Source organism: Streptomyces sp. NPDC058637 (assembly GCF_042717325.1).
GTDB lineage: Bacteria > Actinomycetota > Actinomycetes > Streptomycetales > Streptomycetaceae > Streptomyces.
On record NZ_JBHXRD010000044.1, the window covers coordinates 35652 to 51501 of the forward strand.

Annotated in this window: 18 protein-coding genes and 1 riboswitch; of the genes, 9 read left to right on the forward strand and 9 right to left on the reverse strand. The window is 72.2% G+C overall.

The genetic code is table 11. From position 1 onward, the window contains the following. The 3 genes from ACFWVP_RS31560 to ACFWVP_RS31570 all read left to right on the forward strand — a co-directional run. Positions 1-559: sensor histidine kinase (locus tag ACFWVP_RS31560; protein WP_384501401.1), on the forward strand; the 559-nt coding region annotated here is incomplete at its 5' end. After that, positions 556-1248, forward strand: a complete 693-nt coding sequence (locus tag ACFWVP_RS31565) for a response regulator (RefSeq protein WP_384501402.1) — start codon at positions 556-558, stop codon at positions 1246-1248. The genes ACFWVP_RS31560 and ACFWVP_RS31565, both read left to right, overlap by 4 nt. Before the next feature lie 107 nt (positions 1249-1355). Next, a complete protein-coding gene (locus ACFWVP_RS31570; RefSeq protein WP_384501403.1) occupies positions 1356-2363 on the forward strand; it encodes a 2-hydroxyacid dehydrogenase in 1008 nt (335 codons plus the stop codon). A gap of 38 nt (positions 2364-2401) precedes the next feature. Here ACFWVP_RS31570 and ACFWVP_RS31575 read toward each other — a convergent pair whose 3' ends face one another. Together ACFWVP_RS31575 and ACFWVP_RS31580 are read right to left on the reverse strand one after the other, a co-directional pair. Then, a complete protein-coding gene (locus ACFWVP_RS31575; RefSeq protein ID WP_384501404.1) occupies positions 2402-4303 on the reverse strand; it encodes an anthranilate synthase family protein in 1902 nt (633 codons plus the stop codon). 96 nt (positions 4304-4399) lie between these two features. After that, positions 4400-4456 carry a trp operon leader peptide gene (locus ACFWVP_RS31580; protein ID WP_124277238.1) on the reverse strand — a complete coding sequence of 19 codons (57 nt, stop codon included), beginning with the start codon at positions 4454-4456 and terminating at the stop codon, positions 4400-4402. A gap of 103 nt (positions 4457-4559) precedes the next feature. Between ACFWVP_RS31580 and ACFWVP_RS31585 the strand changes: the two genes are divergently transcribed. Continuing rightward, positions 4560-5906, forward strand: a complete 1347-nt coding sequence (locus ACFWVP_RS31585; protein ID WP_384501420.1) for a class II 3-deoxy-7-phosphoheptulonate synthase — start codon at positions 4560-4562, stop codon at positions 5904-5906. A gap of 162 nt (positions 5907-6068) precedes the next feature. Beyond that, a complete protein-coding gene (locus ACFWVP_RS31590; protein ID WP_384501405.1) occupies positions 6069-6335 on the forward strand; it encodes a bacterioferritin-associated ferredoxin in 267 nt (88 codons plus the stop codon). 36 nt (positions 6336-6371) lie between these two features. On the opposite strand, the gene bfr is transcribed toward ACFWVP_RS31590, so the two are convergent. Beyond that, entirely contained in the window at positions 6372-6851 is a 480-nt protein-coding gene (gene bfr / locus ACFWVP_RS31595; protein ID WP_003969666.1) for a bacterioferritin, read from the reverse strand. A gap of 156 nt (positions 6852-7007) precedes the next feature. Here bfr and ACFWVP_RS31600 point away from each other — a divergent pair, with 156 nt between their 5' ends. Beyond that, on the forward strand, positions 7008-7640 hold the full coding sequence (locus tag ACFWVP_RS31600) for a sulfite oxidase-like oxidoreductase (RefSeq protein WP_384501406.1): 633 nt from the start codon (positions 7008-7010) through the stop codon (positions 7638-7640). Between the two features lie 19 nt (positions 7641-7659). Here ACFWVP_RS31600 and ACFWVP_RS31605 read toward each other — a convergent pair whose 3' ends face one another. The 6 genes from ACFWVP_RS31605 to thiO all read right to left on the reverse strand — a co-directional run bounded on the left by ACFWVP_RS31605 (position 7660) and on the right by thiO (position 13465). Then, a complete protein-coding gene (locus ACFWVP_RS31605) occupies positions 7660-8178 on the reverse strand; it encodes a DUF4396 domain-containing protein (protein ID WP_384501407.1) in 519 nt (172 codons plus the stop codon). 79 nt (positions 8179-8257) lie between these two features. After that, positions 8258-9124: a deoxyribonuclease IV gene (locus ACFWVP_RS31610; RefSeq protein WP_384501408.1), complete on the reverse strand. Its 867-nt coding sequence runs from the start codon at positions 9122-9124 to the stop codon at positions 8258-8260. Between the two features lie 5 nt (positions 9125-9129). Further along, positions 9130-11049 carry a Stk1 family PASTA domain-containing Ser/Thr kinase gene (gene pknB / locus ACFWVP_RS31615; protein ID WP_384501409.1) on the reverse strand — a complete coding sequence of 640 codons (1920 nt, stop codon included), beginning with the start codon at positions 11047-11049 and terminating at the stop codon, positions 9130-9132. Positions 11050-11175: 126 nt separating this feature from the next. Further along, positions 11176-11970, reverse strand: a complete 795-nt coding sequence (locus ACFWVP_RS31620) for a thiazole synthase (protein ID WP_384501410.1) — start codon at positions 11968-11970, stop codon at positions 11176-11178. A gap of 2 nt (positions 11971-11972) precedes the next feature. Beyond that, entirely contained in the window at positions 11973-12185 is a 213-nt protein-coding gene (gene thiS, locus ACFWVP_RS31625) for a sulfur carrier protein ThiS (protein ID WP_384501421.1), read from the reverse strand. A 92-nt stretch (positions 12186-12277) separates the two neighbouring features. Next, positions 12278-13465: a glycine oxidase ThiO gene (thiO, locus tag ACFWVP_RS31630; RefSeq protein ID WP_384501411.1), complete on the reverse strand. Its 1188-nt coding sequence runs from the start codon at positions 13463-13465 to the stop codon at positions 12278-12280. After that, positions 13463-13575: riboswitch (TPP riboswitch) on the reverse strand. It overlaps the preceding gene by 3 nt. A 51-nt stretch (positions 13576-13626) precedes the next feature. On the opposite strand from thiO, the gene ACFWVP_RS31635 reads away from it, so the two are divergent. The 3 genes from ACFWVP_RS31635 (at position 13627) to ACFWVP_RS31645 (ending at position 15700) form a co-directional block, all read left to right on the forward strand. Beyond that, entirely contained in the window at positions 13627-13968 is a 342-nt protein-coding gene (locus ACFWVP_RS31635; RefSeq protein ID WP_384501412.1) for a hypothetical protein, read from the forward strand. 28 nt (positions 13969-13996) lie between these two features. Further along, positions 13997-15229, forward strand: coding sequence for an NAD(P)/FAD-dependent oxidoreductase (locus ACFWVP_RS31640; RefSeq protein WP_384501413.1), 1233 nt, complete (start codon positions 13997-13999; stop codon positions 15227-15229). A gap of 105 nt (positions 15230-15334) precedes the next feature. Continuing rightward, a complete protein-coding gene (locus tag ACFWVP_RS31645; protein WP_384501414.1) occupies positions 15335-15700 on the forward strand; it encodes an Rv2175c family DNA-binding protein in 366 nt (121 codons plus the stop codon). Positions 15701-15850 lie beyond the last annotated feature (150 nt).

The following is a 15850-nucleotide window of genomic DNA, read 5'->3' on the forward strand; positions in this document are numbered from 1 at the left end:
CTCTACATGCTGTGTATACCTCGCGTGTATACAGCCCGGACCAAGCCCGAACCGCGGGTCCCTGCGGGCGGTGGGGGGCCGCCCGCCCACCCCGGCCGGGGGGGCCCGCCGGGGGGGGGGGGCCCGGGCGGGGGCCGGGCCCACCGACTGCGACCTGCGCGCCCTCCTCGCCCCGCACGCCGGCTCCCGGGTCAGCTTCGCCGAGCCCGGCGCCCCGGTGCTGCTCGCCGCCGGGGCGGCGCGTGAGCTCGCCGCCGCGGTGAGCGCGGCCCTGGACAATGTGAGGGTCCACGCCGGGCCGGACGCGCAGGCCTGGATCCTGGTCGAGGACGAGCCGGACGAGGTGATCGTCACGGTCCGGGACGACGGGCCCGGCATCCCGGAGGGCCGGCTGGACCAGGCGGAGGGGGAGGGGCGGCTCGGGGTCGCCCTGTCGATCCGCGGGCGGCTGCGCGATCTGGGCGGCACGGCAGAGCTGATCTCGGTACCCGGCCAGGGCACCGAGGTCGAATTGAAGGTTCCGAAGGTTTCACGGGGGAAGGCAGGATCGGTCCGATGAGCACACCGAACACCCAGGCGTCCGAGGCGCGGCCCATCAAGGTCATGGTCGTCGACGACCATCCGATGTGGCGCGACGCGGTGGCCCGCGATCTGGCCGAGGCCGGTTTCGACGTCGTCGCGACCGCCGGGGACGGCCCGCAGGCCGTGCGCCGGGCCGGGGCCGTGGACCCCGACGTCCTGGTGCTCGACCTCAACCTGCCCGGCATGCCCGGCGCCCAGGTCTGCAAGGAACTCGTCGGGTCGCGCCCCGGGCTGCGTGTCCTGGTGCTCTCCGCCAGCGGTGAGCACGCCGACGTGCTGGAGGCGGTGAAGTCCGGCGCCACCGGCTATCTGCTCAAGTCGGCCAGCACCAAGGAACTGACCGACGCCGTGCGCGCCACCGCGGCCGGCGACCCGGTCTTCACCCCGGGCCTCGCCGGACTGGTCCTCGGCGAGTACCGCAGGCTCGCCTCCGACCCCGCCCCGGCCGCCTCGAACGAACCGAAGGCCCCGCAGCTCACCGACCGCGAGACCGAGGTGCTGCGGCTGGTCGCCAAGGGACTCTCGTACAAGCAGATCGCCGAGCGCCTGGTCATCTCGCACCGGACCGTGCAGAACCACGTCCAGAACACCCTGGGCAAGCTCCAGCTGCACAACCGCGTGGAGCTCGTCCGGTACGCGATCGAGGCCGGCCTCGACGACGTCTGACAGCCCGGCGGGGCGGACCGCGGCCGGGGTCCTCCCCGGCCGAGCGGCACTCGGGGGGCGCGGGCCGTATATTCGCCAGGGTCCGTACCCCCACCCCGGGAGACTTCGTGGAAATCCTCGCATTCGGTGTGCAGTCGGACGAGAAGCCGCTGATCGAGAAGGCCTTCGCCGGGCAGCACGACGTGCGCTGCCTGGACGTCTTCCTCACGAAGGACACCGCCCCGATCGCGGCCGGGTACGAGATCATCTCCACCAGCGTCAACGCCGACCTCGGCAGCTCGGTCCTGCAGACCCTCGCGGCGGGCGGCACGCAGATGATCGCCCAGCGCTCCACGGGCTTCAACAACATCGACCTCGACGTCGCCGAGCGGCTCGCCCTCCAGGTCGCCCGGGTCTCGTACTACTCGCCGCACTCTGTCGCCGAATTCGCCTGGACCCTGGCCATGGCCGTCAACCGCCGCATCGTCCGCGCGGTGAGCCGCACCCGGGACTTCGACTTCCGCCTCGACGGACTCCTCGGCCGGGACATGCACGGCCGCACGGCCGGAGTGGTCGGCACCGGCAAGATCGGCGAGGCGTTCACCCGGATCGCCCACGGCTTCGGCATGAACCTGCTGGGCTGGGACGTCGCCGAGAACCCGGCCTGCACCGAGCTCGGCATGACGTACGTCGACAAGGAGCGGCTCTTCGCCGAGGCCGACCTGATCAGCCTCCATGTGCCGCTGCTGCCCGCCACCCAGCACATCATCGGCAAGGACGCCCTGTGCGTGATGAAGGACGACGCGATCCTGGTCAACTCCAGCCGCGGCGGTCTCATCGACTCCACCGCGCTCGTCGCCGAGCTGAGGGCCGGGCGCTTCACCGGTGTCGGACTCGACGTGTACGAGGCGGAGGCGGGACTCTTCTACGTCGACAGGTCCCTGGAGGGCATCGACGACGACACCCTGGCCAGGCTCGTCACCTTCCCGAACGTCATCGTGACCTCGCACCAGGCGTACTACACGACCGACGCCGTGGGCCAGATCATCGACGCGACCGTCCGCAACGTCGCCGACTACCTCGCGGGCCGACGCAGCGAGAACGTCCTCGTCCCCGCGCTCCCGGCCACCCCGTAAGGGCCCCGTCACTCCGGGGCCCCCACGGGACAGGGACCTCAGCCGGGCACCGGCAGCGCCGCCAGCAGCTCGGTGACGATCGTGGCACCCCGCAGCGTCAGCACCGACTCCGGGTGGAACTGGACCGACGCGAAGCCCCGCCCCCGCAGCGCGTGCAGCTCCCCGGAGGCCGGGTCCCGGCTCACCTCGATGCCATGGGCCCCCAGCTCGGCCGCCGCCGCCTCGTCGCACCGCGCGGTGAAGCTGTTGTAGAAGCCCACGGTCTCCGGGCGGCCGAACAGCTCGATCCGGGTCTGCGCCCCCTGGTACGGCACGGCCTTGCGTACGATCTCCAGGCCCAGCTCCGCCGCGATCAGCTCGTGGCCCAGGCAGACGCCCAGCAGACCGTGCCGGTGGTCCCGCACCAGCTCGGCGGTCAGCCCGCGCAGCAGCCGCATCCTCGGATCGGACGCGTCCCCCGGATCACCCGGCCCCGGACCCAGCACGACGGGCCCCTCGTGCGCCCGCACCGCCTCCCGCAGCCCCGGATCGCCGTACCCGCGCACCGACACCGTCAGCCCCGAGGAGCGCAGCAGGTGCGCCAGCATCGCGGTGAAGGTGTCCTCGCCGTCCACCACCAGCGCATGGCCGGTCAGTTCCCGCGTGCGCTCCTGCATCCGCAGCCAGAACGGGGCGAGTCCGCCCCGCCGGTCGTCCAGGGCGGCCCGCACCCGCGGATCGGCGGCCAGCCGCGGACGGTCCGCCTCCGCCTCCGGCCGGCCCGGCCGGACGCCCAGCGCCGCCAGCACCCCGGCGGCCTTGGCGTGGGTCTCGGCGACCTCGCCCGCCGGGTCGGAGTGGCGCACCAGCGTCGCCCCGACCGGCACCCGCAGCCGGCCGTCGGCCGAAATGTCGGCGGTGCGGATCAGGATCGGCGAGTCCAGCGTCTGCGTACCGTCCGGCTCCCGGCGCAGCAGGGCCAGGGCGCCCGCGTAGTAGCCGCGGCCCCCGGGCTCGTACCGCTCGATCACCCGGCAGGCGTTCTGCACGGGGGAGCCGGTGACCGTCGCCGCGAACATGGTCTCCTTCAGGACCTCGCGCACATCCAGTGACGAACGCCCGCGCAGTTCGTACTCGGTGTGGGCGAGGTGCGCCATCTCCTTCAGGCGGGGGCCGACCACCACGCCGCCCATGTCGCCGACCGTGCACATCATCTTGAGCTCCTCGTCGACCACCATGGAGAGCTCCTCGGTCTCCTTGCGGTCGCCGAGGAAGGCCAGCAGGCCCTCGGCGGTCGGCCCGCCGGCCGGGTAGCGGTACGTCCCGCTGATCGGATTCATCACGACCGTCCCGCCGGACATCCGCACATGGACCTCCGGGCTGGCGCCGACCAGCGTCCGGTCCGGGGTGTGGACGACGAACGTCCAGTACGCCCCGCGCTCACCGGCGAGCAGCCGCCGGAACAGCGCCAGCGCGTCGGCTCTGCCGAACCCGGGGATCTCGCCCCCGAAGGTCCGCCGGATCACGAAGTTGGCGCCCTCGCCGCGCCCGATCTCGTCCTGGACGACCCGCCGGACGACGTCCGCGTACTCCTCGTCCGGGACGTCGAAGGCGCCGTTCTCGACCCGCACCCCATGGGAGGGCAGCCGCGCGAGGACCTCGTCCAGCGGCAGCTCGTAGGACTCGTCGGCGGTCAGCACGGCCAGCGGGGTCCCGTCGTCGCGCACGTCGAAACCGCGCTCGGCGATCTGCCGGAAGGGCACCAGGGCCAGGGCGGGCCGCTCGCCCACCGGGATCCCGGCGAGGCGGTCCACCTCACGCACCCCGCCGATCAGGACCTCGACGGTGTCGTGGTCCCGGCCCGGTGTGCGCCTGCGGAGCAGCGCGAAGGGCGGGCAGTCGTCCCGGAGCAGTCGCTGGAGGAGGTCGGTGACGGGGACGTGCTCGGCACGGTCGGGCATGGGCGTTCCTTCCGGATGGAGGAACGGCTCCCGGCTCCGAAACGCAGAGAAGGCCGCCCCTCGGGCGGCCTTCGCGAAGTCTGTACGCGCGATGAGTCAGCGGGCCGCCGGATGAGCGGTCCACCACCAGTTCTGGGTCGTCTGCGCGAACATGTCCCGAACCCTAGCGGACGCACCGTACGAACGAGCGTGTGTCTCAGTGGTTGAGCGCGCGGCGGAACGGGGTCGCCGACCCCGTAATGTTGTGGGCGTGACCGTGAACGCCAATACCTCCGTCGCCGGTGGCAACACCTGGCGAGACCTTCCCGCGGCGCAGCAGCCCGAGTACCCCGATGCCGAGGCTCTGCGCGATGTGCTCGCGGACCTCGAGTCGTATCCTCCGCTCGTCTTCGCCGGCGAGTGCGACCAGCTGCGTGCCCGCCTGGGAGCCGTCGCCAAGGGCGAGGCGTTCCTGCTGCAGGGCGGTGACTGCGCCGAGGCCTTCGACGCCGTGTCGGCCGAGCACATCCGGGCCAAGCTGAAGACCCTGCTCCAGATGAGCGCCGTCCTCACGTACGCGGCCTCCGTGCCCGTCGTCAAGATCGGCCGGATCGCGGGGCAGTACTCCAAGCCGCGCTCCAAGTCGACCGAGACCCGCGACGGCGTGACCCTGCCGACCTACCGCGGCGACTCGGTGAACGGCTTCGCCTTCACCGAGGAAGACCGCATCCCGGACCCCGAGCGGCTGAAGCGGATGTACCACGCGTCCGCCTCCACGCTGAACCTGGTCCGCGCCTTCACCACCGGTGGCTACGCCGACCTGCGCCAGGTGCACGCCTGGAACCAGGACTTCGTGAAGTCCTCGCCCTCCGGCCAGCGTTACGAGGCCCTGGCCCGTGAGATCGACAACGCGCTGAACTTCATGAAGGCGTGCGGCACGGACCCGGCCGAATTCAAGGCGGTCGAGTTCTACGCCTCGCACGAGGCGCTGCTGCTGGACTACGAGTCGTCGCTCACCCGCACCGACTCGCGCACCGGCCGGCTGTACGACACGTCGGCCCACATGGTCTGGATCGGCGAGCGCACCCGGCAGATGGACGGCGCGCACATCGAGTTCGCCTCGAAGGTCCGCAACCCCATCGGCATCAAGCTCGGCCCGACGACCACCGTCGACGAGGCGCTCGGCTACATCGACCGCCTCGACCCCGAGCGCGAGCCGGGCCGGCTGACCTTCATCGTGCGCATGGGTGCCGACAAGGTCCGCGACAAGCTCCCCGAGCTGGTCGAGAAGGTCACCGCCTCCGGCGCCACCGTGGTGTGGGTGACCGACCCGATGCACGGCAACACCTTCGAGGCCGCGTCCGGCCACAAGACGCGCCGTTTCGACGACGTCCTGGACGAGGTCAAGGGCTTCTTCGAGGTGCACAAGGGCCTCGGTACGCACCCGGGCGGCATCCACGTCGAGCTCACCGGTGACGACGTCACCGAGTGCGTGGGCGGCGGCCACGAGATCTTCGTGGACGACCTGCACCAGCGCTACGAGACGGCCTGCGACCCGCGCCTCAACCGCAGCCAGTCCCTCGACCTGGCGTTCCTGGTCGCCGAGATGTACCGCGACCAGTAGGCACCGCCCGCGACGACGCCTGTGGGGCACGGATCCATGTGATCCGTGCCCCACAGGCGTTCCCGGGGCTTTTACGCACCGGTGGTGACGGGTAAGGTTAGGTTAGCCTCACCGAGAAGTCGGGGACGGCGCCGTGATCGACCCCGCCGGGAGGTGAACCGCATGTACGTCTGCTCCTGCTTCGGCATCACCGAGCAGCAGGTCAAGCAGCATGCGGACGACGGTGCGTGCACGCCCCGCCAGATCGCCTCCGCGTGCAAGGCCGGCACGGACTGCGGCGGCTGCGTCCGCCGGATCCAGGCGCTCCTAGGCCGCGGCGACCTGCGCCGCGAGCTCCTGGAAGGCCGTACGGAGCCGACGGGCGCCCCGTCCGGTGCGCCCGCCCTCTTCGGTACCACGCCGGACGTCCGGCTCTCCGACGCCGCCTGAGCGACCCTTCGGCCCGGGACCGCGGCCCCGGCCGGATCAGCTCTCCGGCTGCTCGATCAGCTGCGCGATGTAGAGCGGCTCCCCGAGCTTCTCGACCAGCTCCAGCTGGGTGTCGAGGTAGTCGATGTGGTGCTCCTCGTCCTCCAGGATGGATTCGAAGATGTTCGCCGACGTGATGTCGCCCTTGCCGCGCATCACCTCGATGCCCCGCTTGAGACGGTCGATCGCCTCCACCTCGACCTGACGGTCGGCCTGGAACATCTCGGTGACCGTCTGGCCGACCCGCACATGGAAGAGCCGCTGATAGTTGGGCAGCCCGTCCAGGAAGAGAATCCGGTCGGTGAGGATCTCGGCGTGCTTCATCTCGTCGAACGACTCGGCCCGGGTGTACTTGGCGAGCTTCGTCCAGCCGAAGTTCTCCTGCATCTTCGCGTGCAGGAAGTACTGATTGATGGCAGTCAATTCGGCGGTCAGCTGTTCGTTCAGGAACTCGAGGACCTCGGGGTCGCCCTGCATCGCAGAGGCTCCTTCCAACCGGTGAACTGGGCATGTTTGCGCCGCATCCTCGCATCGCACCCGGCGGCCGTCCAGTAAGTGCACGCTTAGTATGAGTTGCCCGAATCGACTCTCCCCTGGTCATGACCACCCCTGCCTGTCTGTCACCATGGAGGCATGGGTCAGCCGGAAAGCCGGGAACGCGGCACAGCAGAGCAGTCCGGGCTGCCGCCGGGTCAGCGACTGCAGCGAGGCTGGCCGGTCACCCATTACGGGCCGGTGCCCAAGTTCAAACCCGACCGCTGGGAGTTCCGGGTCTTCGGGGCCACGGCCGACGGTGAGAAGCGCTGCTGGAATCATCAGGAATTCTCGGCACTGCCGTTCTCGTCCGTTGTCGCCGATCTCCACTGCGTGACGAAATTCAGCATGCTCGGAGCCGAATGGGGCGGAATCCAGGCCCGCGCGGTCGTGGAACTCGCACCGCCCGCGCCCCATGTCACCCATGTGATGGTCTGGGCCGAATACGGATTCAGCTCGAATCTGCGACTGGCCGACTTCACCTCGGACGGGACGCTCTTCGCCACCCACAAGGACGGTGAACTCCTCACCGCGGAACACGGATTCCCGCTGCGGCTCGTCGTCCCGCACCTGTACGCCTGGAAGGGCCCGAAGTGGGTCCGCGGCATCGAGTACATGACGGCCGACCGCCGTGGCTTCTGGGAGGAGCGCGGCTACCACAACATCGGCGACCCGTGGAGCGAGCAGCGCTACTCCTACCAGGAGGAGCCGGGGGACGGCCCCGAGCTCTGATCCCGGAGCGCCGACCGCCTCAGTGGTGGTAGGCGTGCACCACGGCGTGGCCCTTGCCGCGGCCGATCATCCACTTGTTCACCGGTGTCGTGACGACGAACGCGGCAACCAGCGCGATGGCCAGCACCGCCCAGAACCTCACGTCCGACAGGTGGGCGTCCATCGCACCGGGCCACAGGGCGATCACGCCGTTGTCGATCAGTTCCATCACGGCGATGGACAGGGTGTCGGCGGCCAGGGCCACCCGGACGGCCGCACGGAGGCCGACCCCGGATCCCAGGATGCCGCGCAGCGTCAGCGCGTAACCGAAGAAGAACGCCAGGACGATCGCGAGCACCATCGTCTGTGTGTTGCCCCAGCCGAGTGCGGTGCCGATCACCATGCCCAGGACCTCGCCGATCGCACAGCCGGTGAGGCAGTGCAGGGTGGCCCGGGCGGCCATGGCCCAGCTCGCGGCGCCGCCCCCGTGGCGCGCGTGGTCGTGTGTGCCGCCGTGCGGTGCTCCGTCGTGCGTGTCGTGGTGCGAGTCGTGTCGCATGACTACCCCCAGGGCCGGATCGCGCGGTTCCTGACATCTATGCGAAACCACATACCCCCCTAGGGTATTCCGTCCGGGGTTACCGAAGTACGGCGCCACCCCGGAGCTCCTTCAGGCGCGCCACGTCCGCCGCGTGCCCCTCCTTGCCGCCGGGCGTCTCGATGATCAGCGGCACCCCGTCGGTCGCGGGATGCGCGAACAGCTCGCGGAACGGCTCGGCGCCGATGTGACCGGCGCCGATGTTCTCGTGCCGGTCCTTGTGCGCCCCCACCACGTCCTTGGAGTCGTTGGCGTGGATCAGCTTCAACCGGCCCCGGCCGACCGTCCCCACCAGCAGGTCCAGGGTCTGCCGCATGCCGGCCGGACCCGTCAGGTCGTGACCGGCCGCGTAGACGTGGCAGGTGTCCAGGCAGACACCCAGCTTGGGATGGGAGTCCAGGGCCTCGAAGTACGGGCCGAAGTCCCAGGTCCGTGAACAGAGCGAGAAGCCCTGTCCGGCGGTCGACTCCAGCAGCAGGAAGGGGTCGTCGTCATGGGTCAGCTCGTCCAGCAGCGGCCTCATGTGGGTACGCACCTGCGCGAGGGCCTCGGCCCTCGGCCGGCCGCCGGTCGCCGACCCGGTGTGCACCACCACCCCCAGGGCGCCGATCGCCCTGGCCCGGCGCAGCGAGTGCCGCAGCGAGTCGACGGACCTCTCCACGGTCGCCTCGGTGTGCGAGCCGAAATTGATCAGGTACGGCGCGTGGACGTACGCCTGGATCCCCGACGCCGCGCACTGTGCGCGGAACAGGTCGTCCTGCGCCGGATTGCCGGGCGGGGTCGCCCAGCCGCGCGGATTGGCGACGAAGACCTGCACGGCCTCCGCCGCGAGCTCCCGCGCGTAGTCGAGGCCGACCTTGGCGAGTCCGCCGGCCACCGGGACGTGTCCGCCCACAGGATTGCGCATGTGTTCTAGAGACCCTTGGTTCTGATCGTGATCGTGGAGCCCTCGGCGGCCTTCTGACCGCCCTTGACCGACTGGCTCGCGATCGTGTCGCCGAAGGAGAGGAACGGCCGGTCCACTTCGACCTCGAAGCCCGCCTCCTCCAGTGTGCCGCGGGCCGCGTCGACGTCCTGCCCGGTCACGTCGGGGACGGCGAGCATCCTCGGCCCCCTGGAGAGCGTGAGCTCGACGGTGTCGCCCTCGGCCGCCTCCTGGTCGCTGCCGGGCGACTGCTCGGCGACATCGCCCGCGACCTCGGGCGAATCGACCCGGCCGGGCAGCACCTTCGCCTTGAGACCCGCCTCGTCCAGCGCGGCGGTGGCGTCCTCGGCGTTGAGCCCCGTGACGTCGGGGACGTCGACCGGGCTGCCCTTGCTGACGACCAGCGCGACCGCGGATCCGGCGTGCCGCTCCGTGTCGACGGCGGGATCCGTACGGATCACGTCCCCCCGTACGACCTCCTCGTCGAACTCCCGGGTCACCATGCCCTGCTCCAGGCCCGCCTCCTTCAGCGCACGCCGGGCGTCGGGGACGGAAAGACCCTCGACGTCGGGCACCTTCACGATCTCAGGACCGCGCGACACCACCAGCTTCACCGCGTCGTTGCCCCGGATCCGCTCGCCCGATCCGGGGTCGCTGCTGATCACCGTGCCGCGCTTCACCGTGTCGCTGTAGGCGCGCTCGACGCCCTTGAGGTCGAGTCCGGCGTCCGAGAGGCGCCCCTCCGCCGCGTTCTGGGTCTGGCCCAGCAGGGACGGGACGTGGGTGAACTGTCCCGCGTTGATGTACCAGACACCCGCGCCGACCCCGAGCACCAGCAGGAGGCCGACGAGCGCGGCGAACAACCCGCGCCGGGGCACCGCCGCGAAGCGTCCGGGCCCGCCGCGCCGCGACTCCGGCGGCAGGGGCGGCATCTCCAGCCGGCTCGTGTGGTGCGCGGTGCCCTGACCGGCAGGGATCACCCGCGGGATCACGCTCGTACGGTCCTCGGCGGCGTCGTGCGTCTCCGCGCGGGCCTGCGGGGGCACCGCGTCCAGCTGCTCCTCGGTGAGGGCCGCCCGCACCTCGCGCGACCTGGCCAGCAGGGCCACCGCGTCCTCGGGCCGGCCCTCGGGGCCGCGGGCCGTGGCGACCGCCACCAGGGCGTCCAGTGCGGCCGGCAGGCCGGGAACGGCACCGGACGGGGCCGGCACGTCCTCGTTGAGGTGCTGGTAGATGACCTGGGCGGCGGTGCCACCGGTGTGCGGCTTGCCGCCCGTCAGCATCTCGTACAGGACGACACCGCAGGCGTACACGTCGGAGCGGGTGTCGGCCGTGCCGTGCTCGATCTGTTCGGGGGCGAGGTAGGACACCGTCCCCAGCAGCGAACCGGTGGTGTCCGTGACCGTGCCCACCGCCCGGACCAGGCCGAAGTCGGCGACCTTCACCCGGCCGTCGTCCCCTATCAGGACGTTCTCCGGCTTCATGTCGCGGTGCACGAAACCCGCCCGGTGCGCGGCGCCGAGCGCGGCCAGGACCGGCTCCAGGATGTCCAGCGCGGCCCGGGGCTGCAGGGCCCCGCGCTCGCGCAGCACGTCGCGCAGCGTGCACCCCGCGACGTACTCCATCGCCAGGTAGACGTACGCCCCCTGGGCGCCCTGGTCGAAGACCGCCACCACGTTGGGGTGCGCGAGCCGGGCCACGGACTTGGCCTCACGGATGAAGCGCTCGACGAACACCGCGTCCGTCGCCAGCGCGGGGTGCATCACCTTGAGGGCGAGCACCCGGTCCAGCCGGGTGTCCAGGGCCCGGTAGACCGTGGCCATTCCGCCGACGGCGATGCGCGCATCGATGCGGTAGCGGCCGTCGAGCAGCTGCCCGACGAGGGGGTCCTGGAGGGTCGTGTCCACGGGGCGAGTCTACGAGCCGCCACGGACACGGCGGACGGCCCCGGGTGCCCCGGGGCCGTACTGGAGCCGAGCCGTGACAGGGACACGCGTGAGTCGTGACGCGGCGCGGTCACCCGGACACGCAGGTCAGAAGGCCGGGCGCTCCGGATCCAGCACCGCCCGGCCCCCGGCCGGCGAGGACGCCTCGGCGAAGTGGCGCCGCGGGATCCGGCCCGCCCGGTACGCCAGGCGCCCGCCTTCCACCGCGTGCCGCATCGCCGCGGCCATCAGCTCCGGCTCCTGGGCCCGGGTCACCGCCGAGGCGAGCATCACGGCGTCGCAGCCCAGCTCCATCGCCAGCGCCGCGTCCGAGGCCGTCCCGGCACCGGCGTCCAGGATCACCGGAACCGCGGCCTGCTCGACGATCAGCTGGAAGTTGTGCGGGTTGCGGATGCCCAGCCCGGAACCGATGGGGGAGCCGAGCGGCATGACCGCCGCGCACCCCACGTCCTGGAGCTTCCGGGCCAGGACCGGGTCGTCGTTGGTGTACGGCAGGACGGTGAACCCGTCGTCCACCAGGACCTCGGCGGCGTCCAGCAGCTCGATCGGATCGGGCAGCAGGGTCCGCTCGTCCGCCACGACCTCCAGCTTGATCCAGTCGGTGCCCAGCGCATCCCGGGCCAGCCGGGCGGTCAGCACGGCCTCGCCCGCGGTGAAGCAGCCCGCGGTGTTCGGCAGGACACGGACGGAGAGCCGTTCCAGGACGGAGAGCACCGAGCCCCGCACGGTCGGGTCGAGCCGGCGCATCGCCACGGTGGTCAGTTCGGTACCCGACGCGATCAGGGAACGCTCCAGCACGTCGAGGCTCGGCGCCCCGCCCGTTCCCATGATCAGCCGGGAGGAGAAGACGGTGGAGCCGAGGGTGAAGAGGTCGTCGGACACGGTCAGCCTCCCTGGACAGCGGTGAGGACCTCGACACGGTCGCCCTCGGCGAGCACGGTGGCGGACCACCGGCCGCGCGGGACCACGGCCTCGTTGACCGCCGCCGCGACCCCCGAGTGCGCTGCGGTCAAAGTCGCGACCAGGGCGTCCAGCCGGGTCCCGGCGGGCACGTCGCGGCGCTCCCCGTTGACGGAAACGGACGCCGGACCGGACACCGGCACGGACGCCGAATCGCGATCCGGCACGGACACGGGAACGGACAGCGGCTCGGACGCCGTGGCGGGCGCGGCGGTGGGCACGGGCTCTGTCATGCGGGCTGCTCCTGGGGCGCGGGGGAGAGGGCTTCGCGGGACGGGCCGAAGCGGTCGGGCGTGAAGGGGCGGGCCACCTCGGGCAGTTCGCCGGTGGTCAGCACCTGGGCCATCGCATCGCCGGTGACGGGTGTCAGCAGCACCCCGTTGCGGTGGTGTCCGGTGGCGAGGTGCAGGCCGGGCAGCGCGGTCGGGCCCAGCAGCGGGGCGTTGTCCGGCGACGCGGGGCGCAGTCCGGCCCGGGTCTCCGTCAACGGCAGTTCGGTGATGCCCGGCACCAGCTCGTGGGCGTCACGCAGGAGTTCGTAGACCCCGCCCGCGGTGACCGTGGTGTCCCAGCCCATCTCCTCACTGGTGGCACCCACGACCAGCTCGCCGTCGGCGCGGGGCACGAGATAGACGTGGCTGCCGCGCACCACGGCCCGCACGGTCCGGCTGAGGAAGGGGGCGTACGCGGGCGGCACGGTCAGCCGCAGCACCTGCCCCTTCACCGGGCGGACCGGTGGTACGACCTCCTCGGGCAGTCCTTCGAGCCGGCCGCTCAGGCTGCCGCCGGCCAGGACGACCTGACCGGCGGCGGCCTCCGTGCCGTCGGTCAGGACGAGGCCCGTCGCCCGGCCGCCCGTGACGGAGAGCCGCCGTGCCCAGGCCCGGTGGAAGACCACCCCGGCCCGCTCGCACGCGGTGACCAGGGCCGAGGCCAGCCGCCGGGGATCCACCTGGTGGTCGCCGTCGACCCGCAGCCCGCCGCGTACCCCCGGGGCGAGCATCGGTTCCAGGCGGCGGCACTCACGGCCGCTGAGCCACTCCGACTCCAGCCCCGAACGCTGTTGCAGCGCGTGCAGCTCCCGCAGATGGGCGCGGTCGTCGGAGTCCAGCGCGACCGCCAGCGTGCCGCAGGCGCGGAAGCCGGTCCCCCGGCCGGCCGCCTCCTCCAGCTCCGCCACGAACGCCGGATAGCGCGCGGCGGAGGCGACGTTGAGACCGAGCAGCATCTGCTCGCCGTAGTGCAGTTCGGTGACGGCGGCCAGCATCCCGGCCGCGACCCCGGCGGCCCCGCCGCCGGGCTCGGGATCGACCACCGTCGTGGACAGGCCGTGCTGGGCCGACCGCCAGGCGGTGACCAGACCGATGATCCCGCCCCCGACGACCAGGACGTCGGAGGTGTTCCCGCGGATGCGCATGGGCGTCCATCCCCTCCCTTCGCCGGCATGACCCGGATCAGGTTCGTACGGTCGGAGGCCGGTCAGCCTCCCTCTCAGCCCGGTGCGTCCGGGCTCCCGCGAGTGCCTTACGGTGGCCAGCCTAGACCCCGCCGCCCATGGCCAGTAAGGGAGCATCCACCGTGGCCCGCTCACTCGACGGACTCGTCCTCGCACCCGTCGCCGACCAGGCCCCCGGCCAGGTCGGCACCCGCACCCGGTTCACGTACCACGAGCGGGAGGGGCGGATCTGGGCCGAGTACGCGGGCGGTGACGTCGTCCGCGGCCACCTCGTCGGCACCCGGGACGCGGACACGCTGGACTTCCGTTACGTCCAGCTGAAGCGGGACGGGACGACCTCCGCCGGGCACTGCGCCTCGGTCGTCACGGAGCTCCCCGACGGACGGGTGCGGCTGGACGAGCGGTGGGAGTGGGAGTCCCAGCAGGGCAGCGGGACGAGCGTGGTGGAGGAGCTCCCCGCCTGACGGTCTGTCAGATGATTAGGGTGGGCGGGTGAGCGAGCAGACGCGGGACCTGACAGTGCGGGAGCGGCCACGCCGTGTGGTGATCGTCGGCGCGGGAATGGCCGGCGTACAGACGGCCGTGGCCCTGCGGGAACAGGGCTTCACGGGCCCCGTCACCCTGATCGGCGCCGAGCCGCACCAGCCGTACGACCGGCCGCCGCTGTCCAAGGCGGTCCTGCTCGGCAACGCGGAGGGCTCCGCCTTCGACGTCGACTTCGAGGCGCTGGACATCACCCTGCGCCTGGGCCTCGGCGTGACCGGCCTGCGCGCCGGCGCGCACGAGCTGGACACCCCGGACGGGCCCGTCCCGTACGACGTCCTGGTCCTCGCCACGGGGGCCGAACCCGTCGCCCTGCCCGGCTCGGAGGGCGTCCCCGGCGTCCATCTGCTGCGCACCCTGGACGACGCCGAACGACTGCGGCCCGTCCTGGAGAGGCAGCACGACATCGTGGTCGTCGGAGCCGGCTGGATCGGTGCCGAGTTCACCACCGCGGCCCGCGCGGCCGGCTGCGCGGTCACCGTCGTCGAAGCCGCCGGGCGCCCCCTCGCGGGCACCCTGCCCGCCGAGGTCGCCGCCCCGATGGCCACCTGGTACGCCGGGAGCGGAGCCGAGCTCCTCACCGGCGCCCGGGTCGCCCGCGTCGAACCGGGCGCGGTCCACCTGACGGACGGCCGCGTGCTCCCCGCCGGTGCGGTGGTCGTGGGCATCGGTGCCCGGCCGGCCACCGGCTGGCTGGCGGGCTCCGGCATCGCGCTGGGCCCGGACGGCTCGGTCACCGCCGACGGCTCCCTGCGCACCTCGCTGCCCGACGTGTACGCCGTGGGCGACTGCGCCTCCTTCCCCTCCGCCCGCTACGGCGAGCGGCTGCTCGTCCACCACTGGGACAACGCCCTCCAGGGTCCCCGGACGGTCGCCGCCGCCGTGGCCGACGGCCGGCCGCGGGCGTACGACCCGGTGCCCTACTTCTGGTCGGAGCAGTTCGGCCGCTTCGTGCAGTACGCCGGACACCACCGGGGTACCGACACACTGCTCTGGCGGGGCGACCCCGCCGAGGCGTCCTGGACGGTCTGCTGGCTGCGGGAGGGCGTCCTGGTCGCGGTGCTGGCCGTCGGCAGACCGCGCGACCTCGCCCAGGGGCGCAGACTCGTCGAGGCCGGGGCACGTATCGATCCGGAACGCGCCGCGGACCCCTCCGTGCCGCTGAAGTCGGCGACACTCTAGGAACCTGCTCGCGCCACCGGGACCGGCGACGCTCCGGGACGCGGCGCGCCCCCGTACGGTCGGCCCGGCTACCGGCTGTCGGTCCGGGATGGCACGCTTGTCCCTGTGACCGAGATTGACGCAAAGATCGATGCTCTCGTCCCCGCATGGCTCCACCTTCCCGACATCGCGGAAATGCTCGATGTCGAGGTGACGCGTGTACGCCAGCTGGTCAAGGACGGCCAGCTGATCGCCGTACGACGTGGTGGGAACCGCGCGCTCCAGGTGCCTGCCGCCTTCATCGACGGCGACAAGGTGGTCAAGGGTCTCGCAGGGACCCTGACACTCCTGAGGGACGACGGCTACAAGGACGAAGAGATGCTGGAATGGCTCTTCACCCCCGACCCCAGCCTGCCCGGAACACCCGCGCAGGCCCTGAGTGAGAATCGCGGTACGGAGGTGAAGCGCCGGGCCCAGGCGCTCGCCGTCTGACCGTACGACCGTGAGCGGGGTGGGGGGGGGGGGTGGTAACCCCCCCCCCCCCCGTTGTCCGCGGCCCCCCCCACCCCCCGTCCGCCGGGGGGAGCAACACACATCCACCCCCCGCCCCCCCCCCGACCCCCCCCCGCGCGCCCCGGGGAC

Excerpts from the sequence above, each read along its gene's own strand:
- ACFWVP_RS31565 (WP_384501402.1), top strand. The coding sequence starts at position 556 with ATGAGCACACCGAACACCCAGGCGTCCGAGGCGCGGCCCATCAAGGTC.
- ACFWVP_RS31575 (WP_384501404.1), bottom strand. The coding sequence starts at position 4,303 with ATGCCCGACCGTGCCGAGCACGTCCCCGTCACCGACCTCCTCCAGCGA.
- ACFWVP_RS31590 (WP_384501405.1), top strand. The coding sequence starts at position 6,069 with ATGTACGTCTGCTCCTGCTTCGGCATCACCGAGCAGCAGGTCAAGCAG.
- bfr (WP_003969666.1), bottom strand. The coding sequence starts at position 6,851 with ATGCAGGGCGACCCCGAGGTCCTCGAGTTCCTGAACGAACAGCTGACC.
- ACFWVP_RS31600 (WP_384501406.1), top strand. The coding sequence starts at position 7,008 with ATGGGTCAGCCGGAAAGCCGGGAACGCGGCACAGCAGAGCAGTCCGGG.
- ACFWVP_RS31605 (WP_384501407.1), bottom strand. The coding sequence starts at position 8,178 with ATGCGACACGACTCGCACCACGACACGCACGACGGAGCACCGCACGGC.
- ACFWVP_RS31610 (WP_384501408.1), bottom strand. The coding sequence starts at position 9,124 with ATGCGCAATCCTGTGGGCGGACACGTCCCGGTGGCCGGCGGACTCGCC.
- thiO (WP_384501411.1), bottom strand. The coding sequence starts at position 13,465 with ATGCGCATCCGCGGGAACACCTCCGACGTCCTGGTCGTCGGGGGCGGG.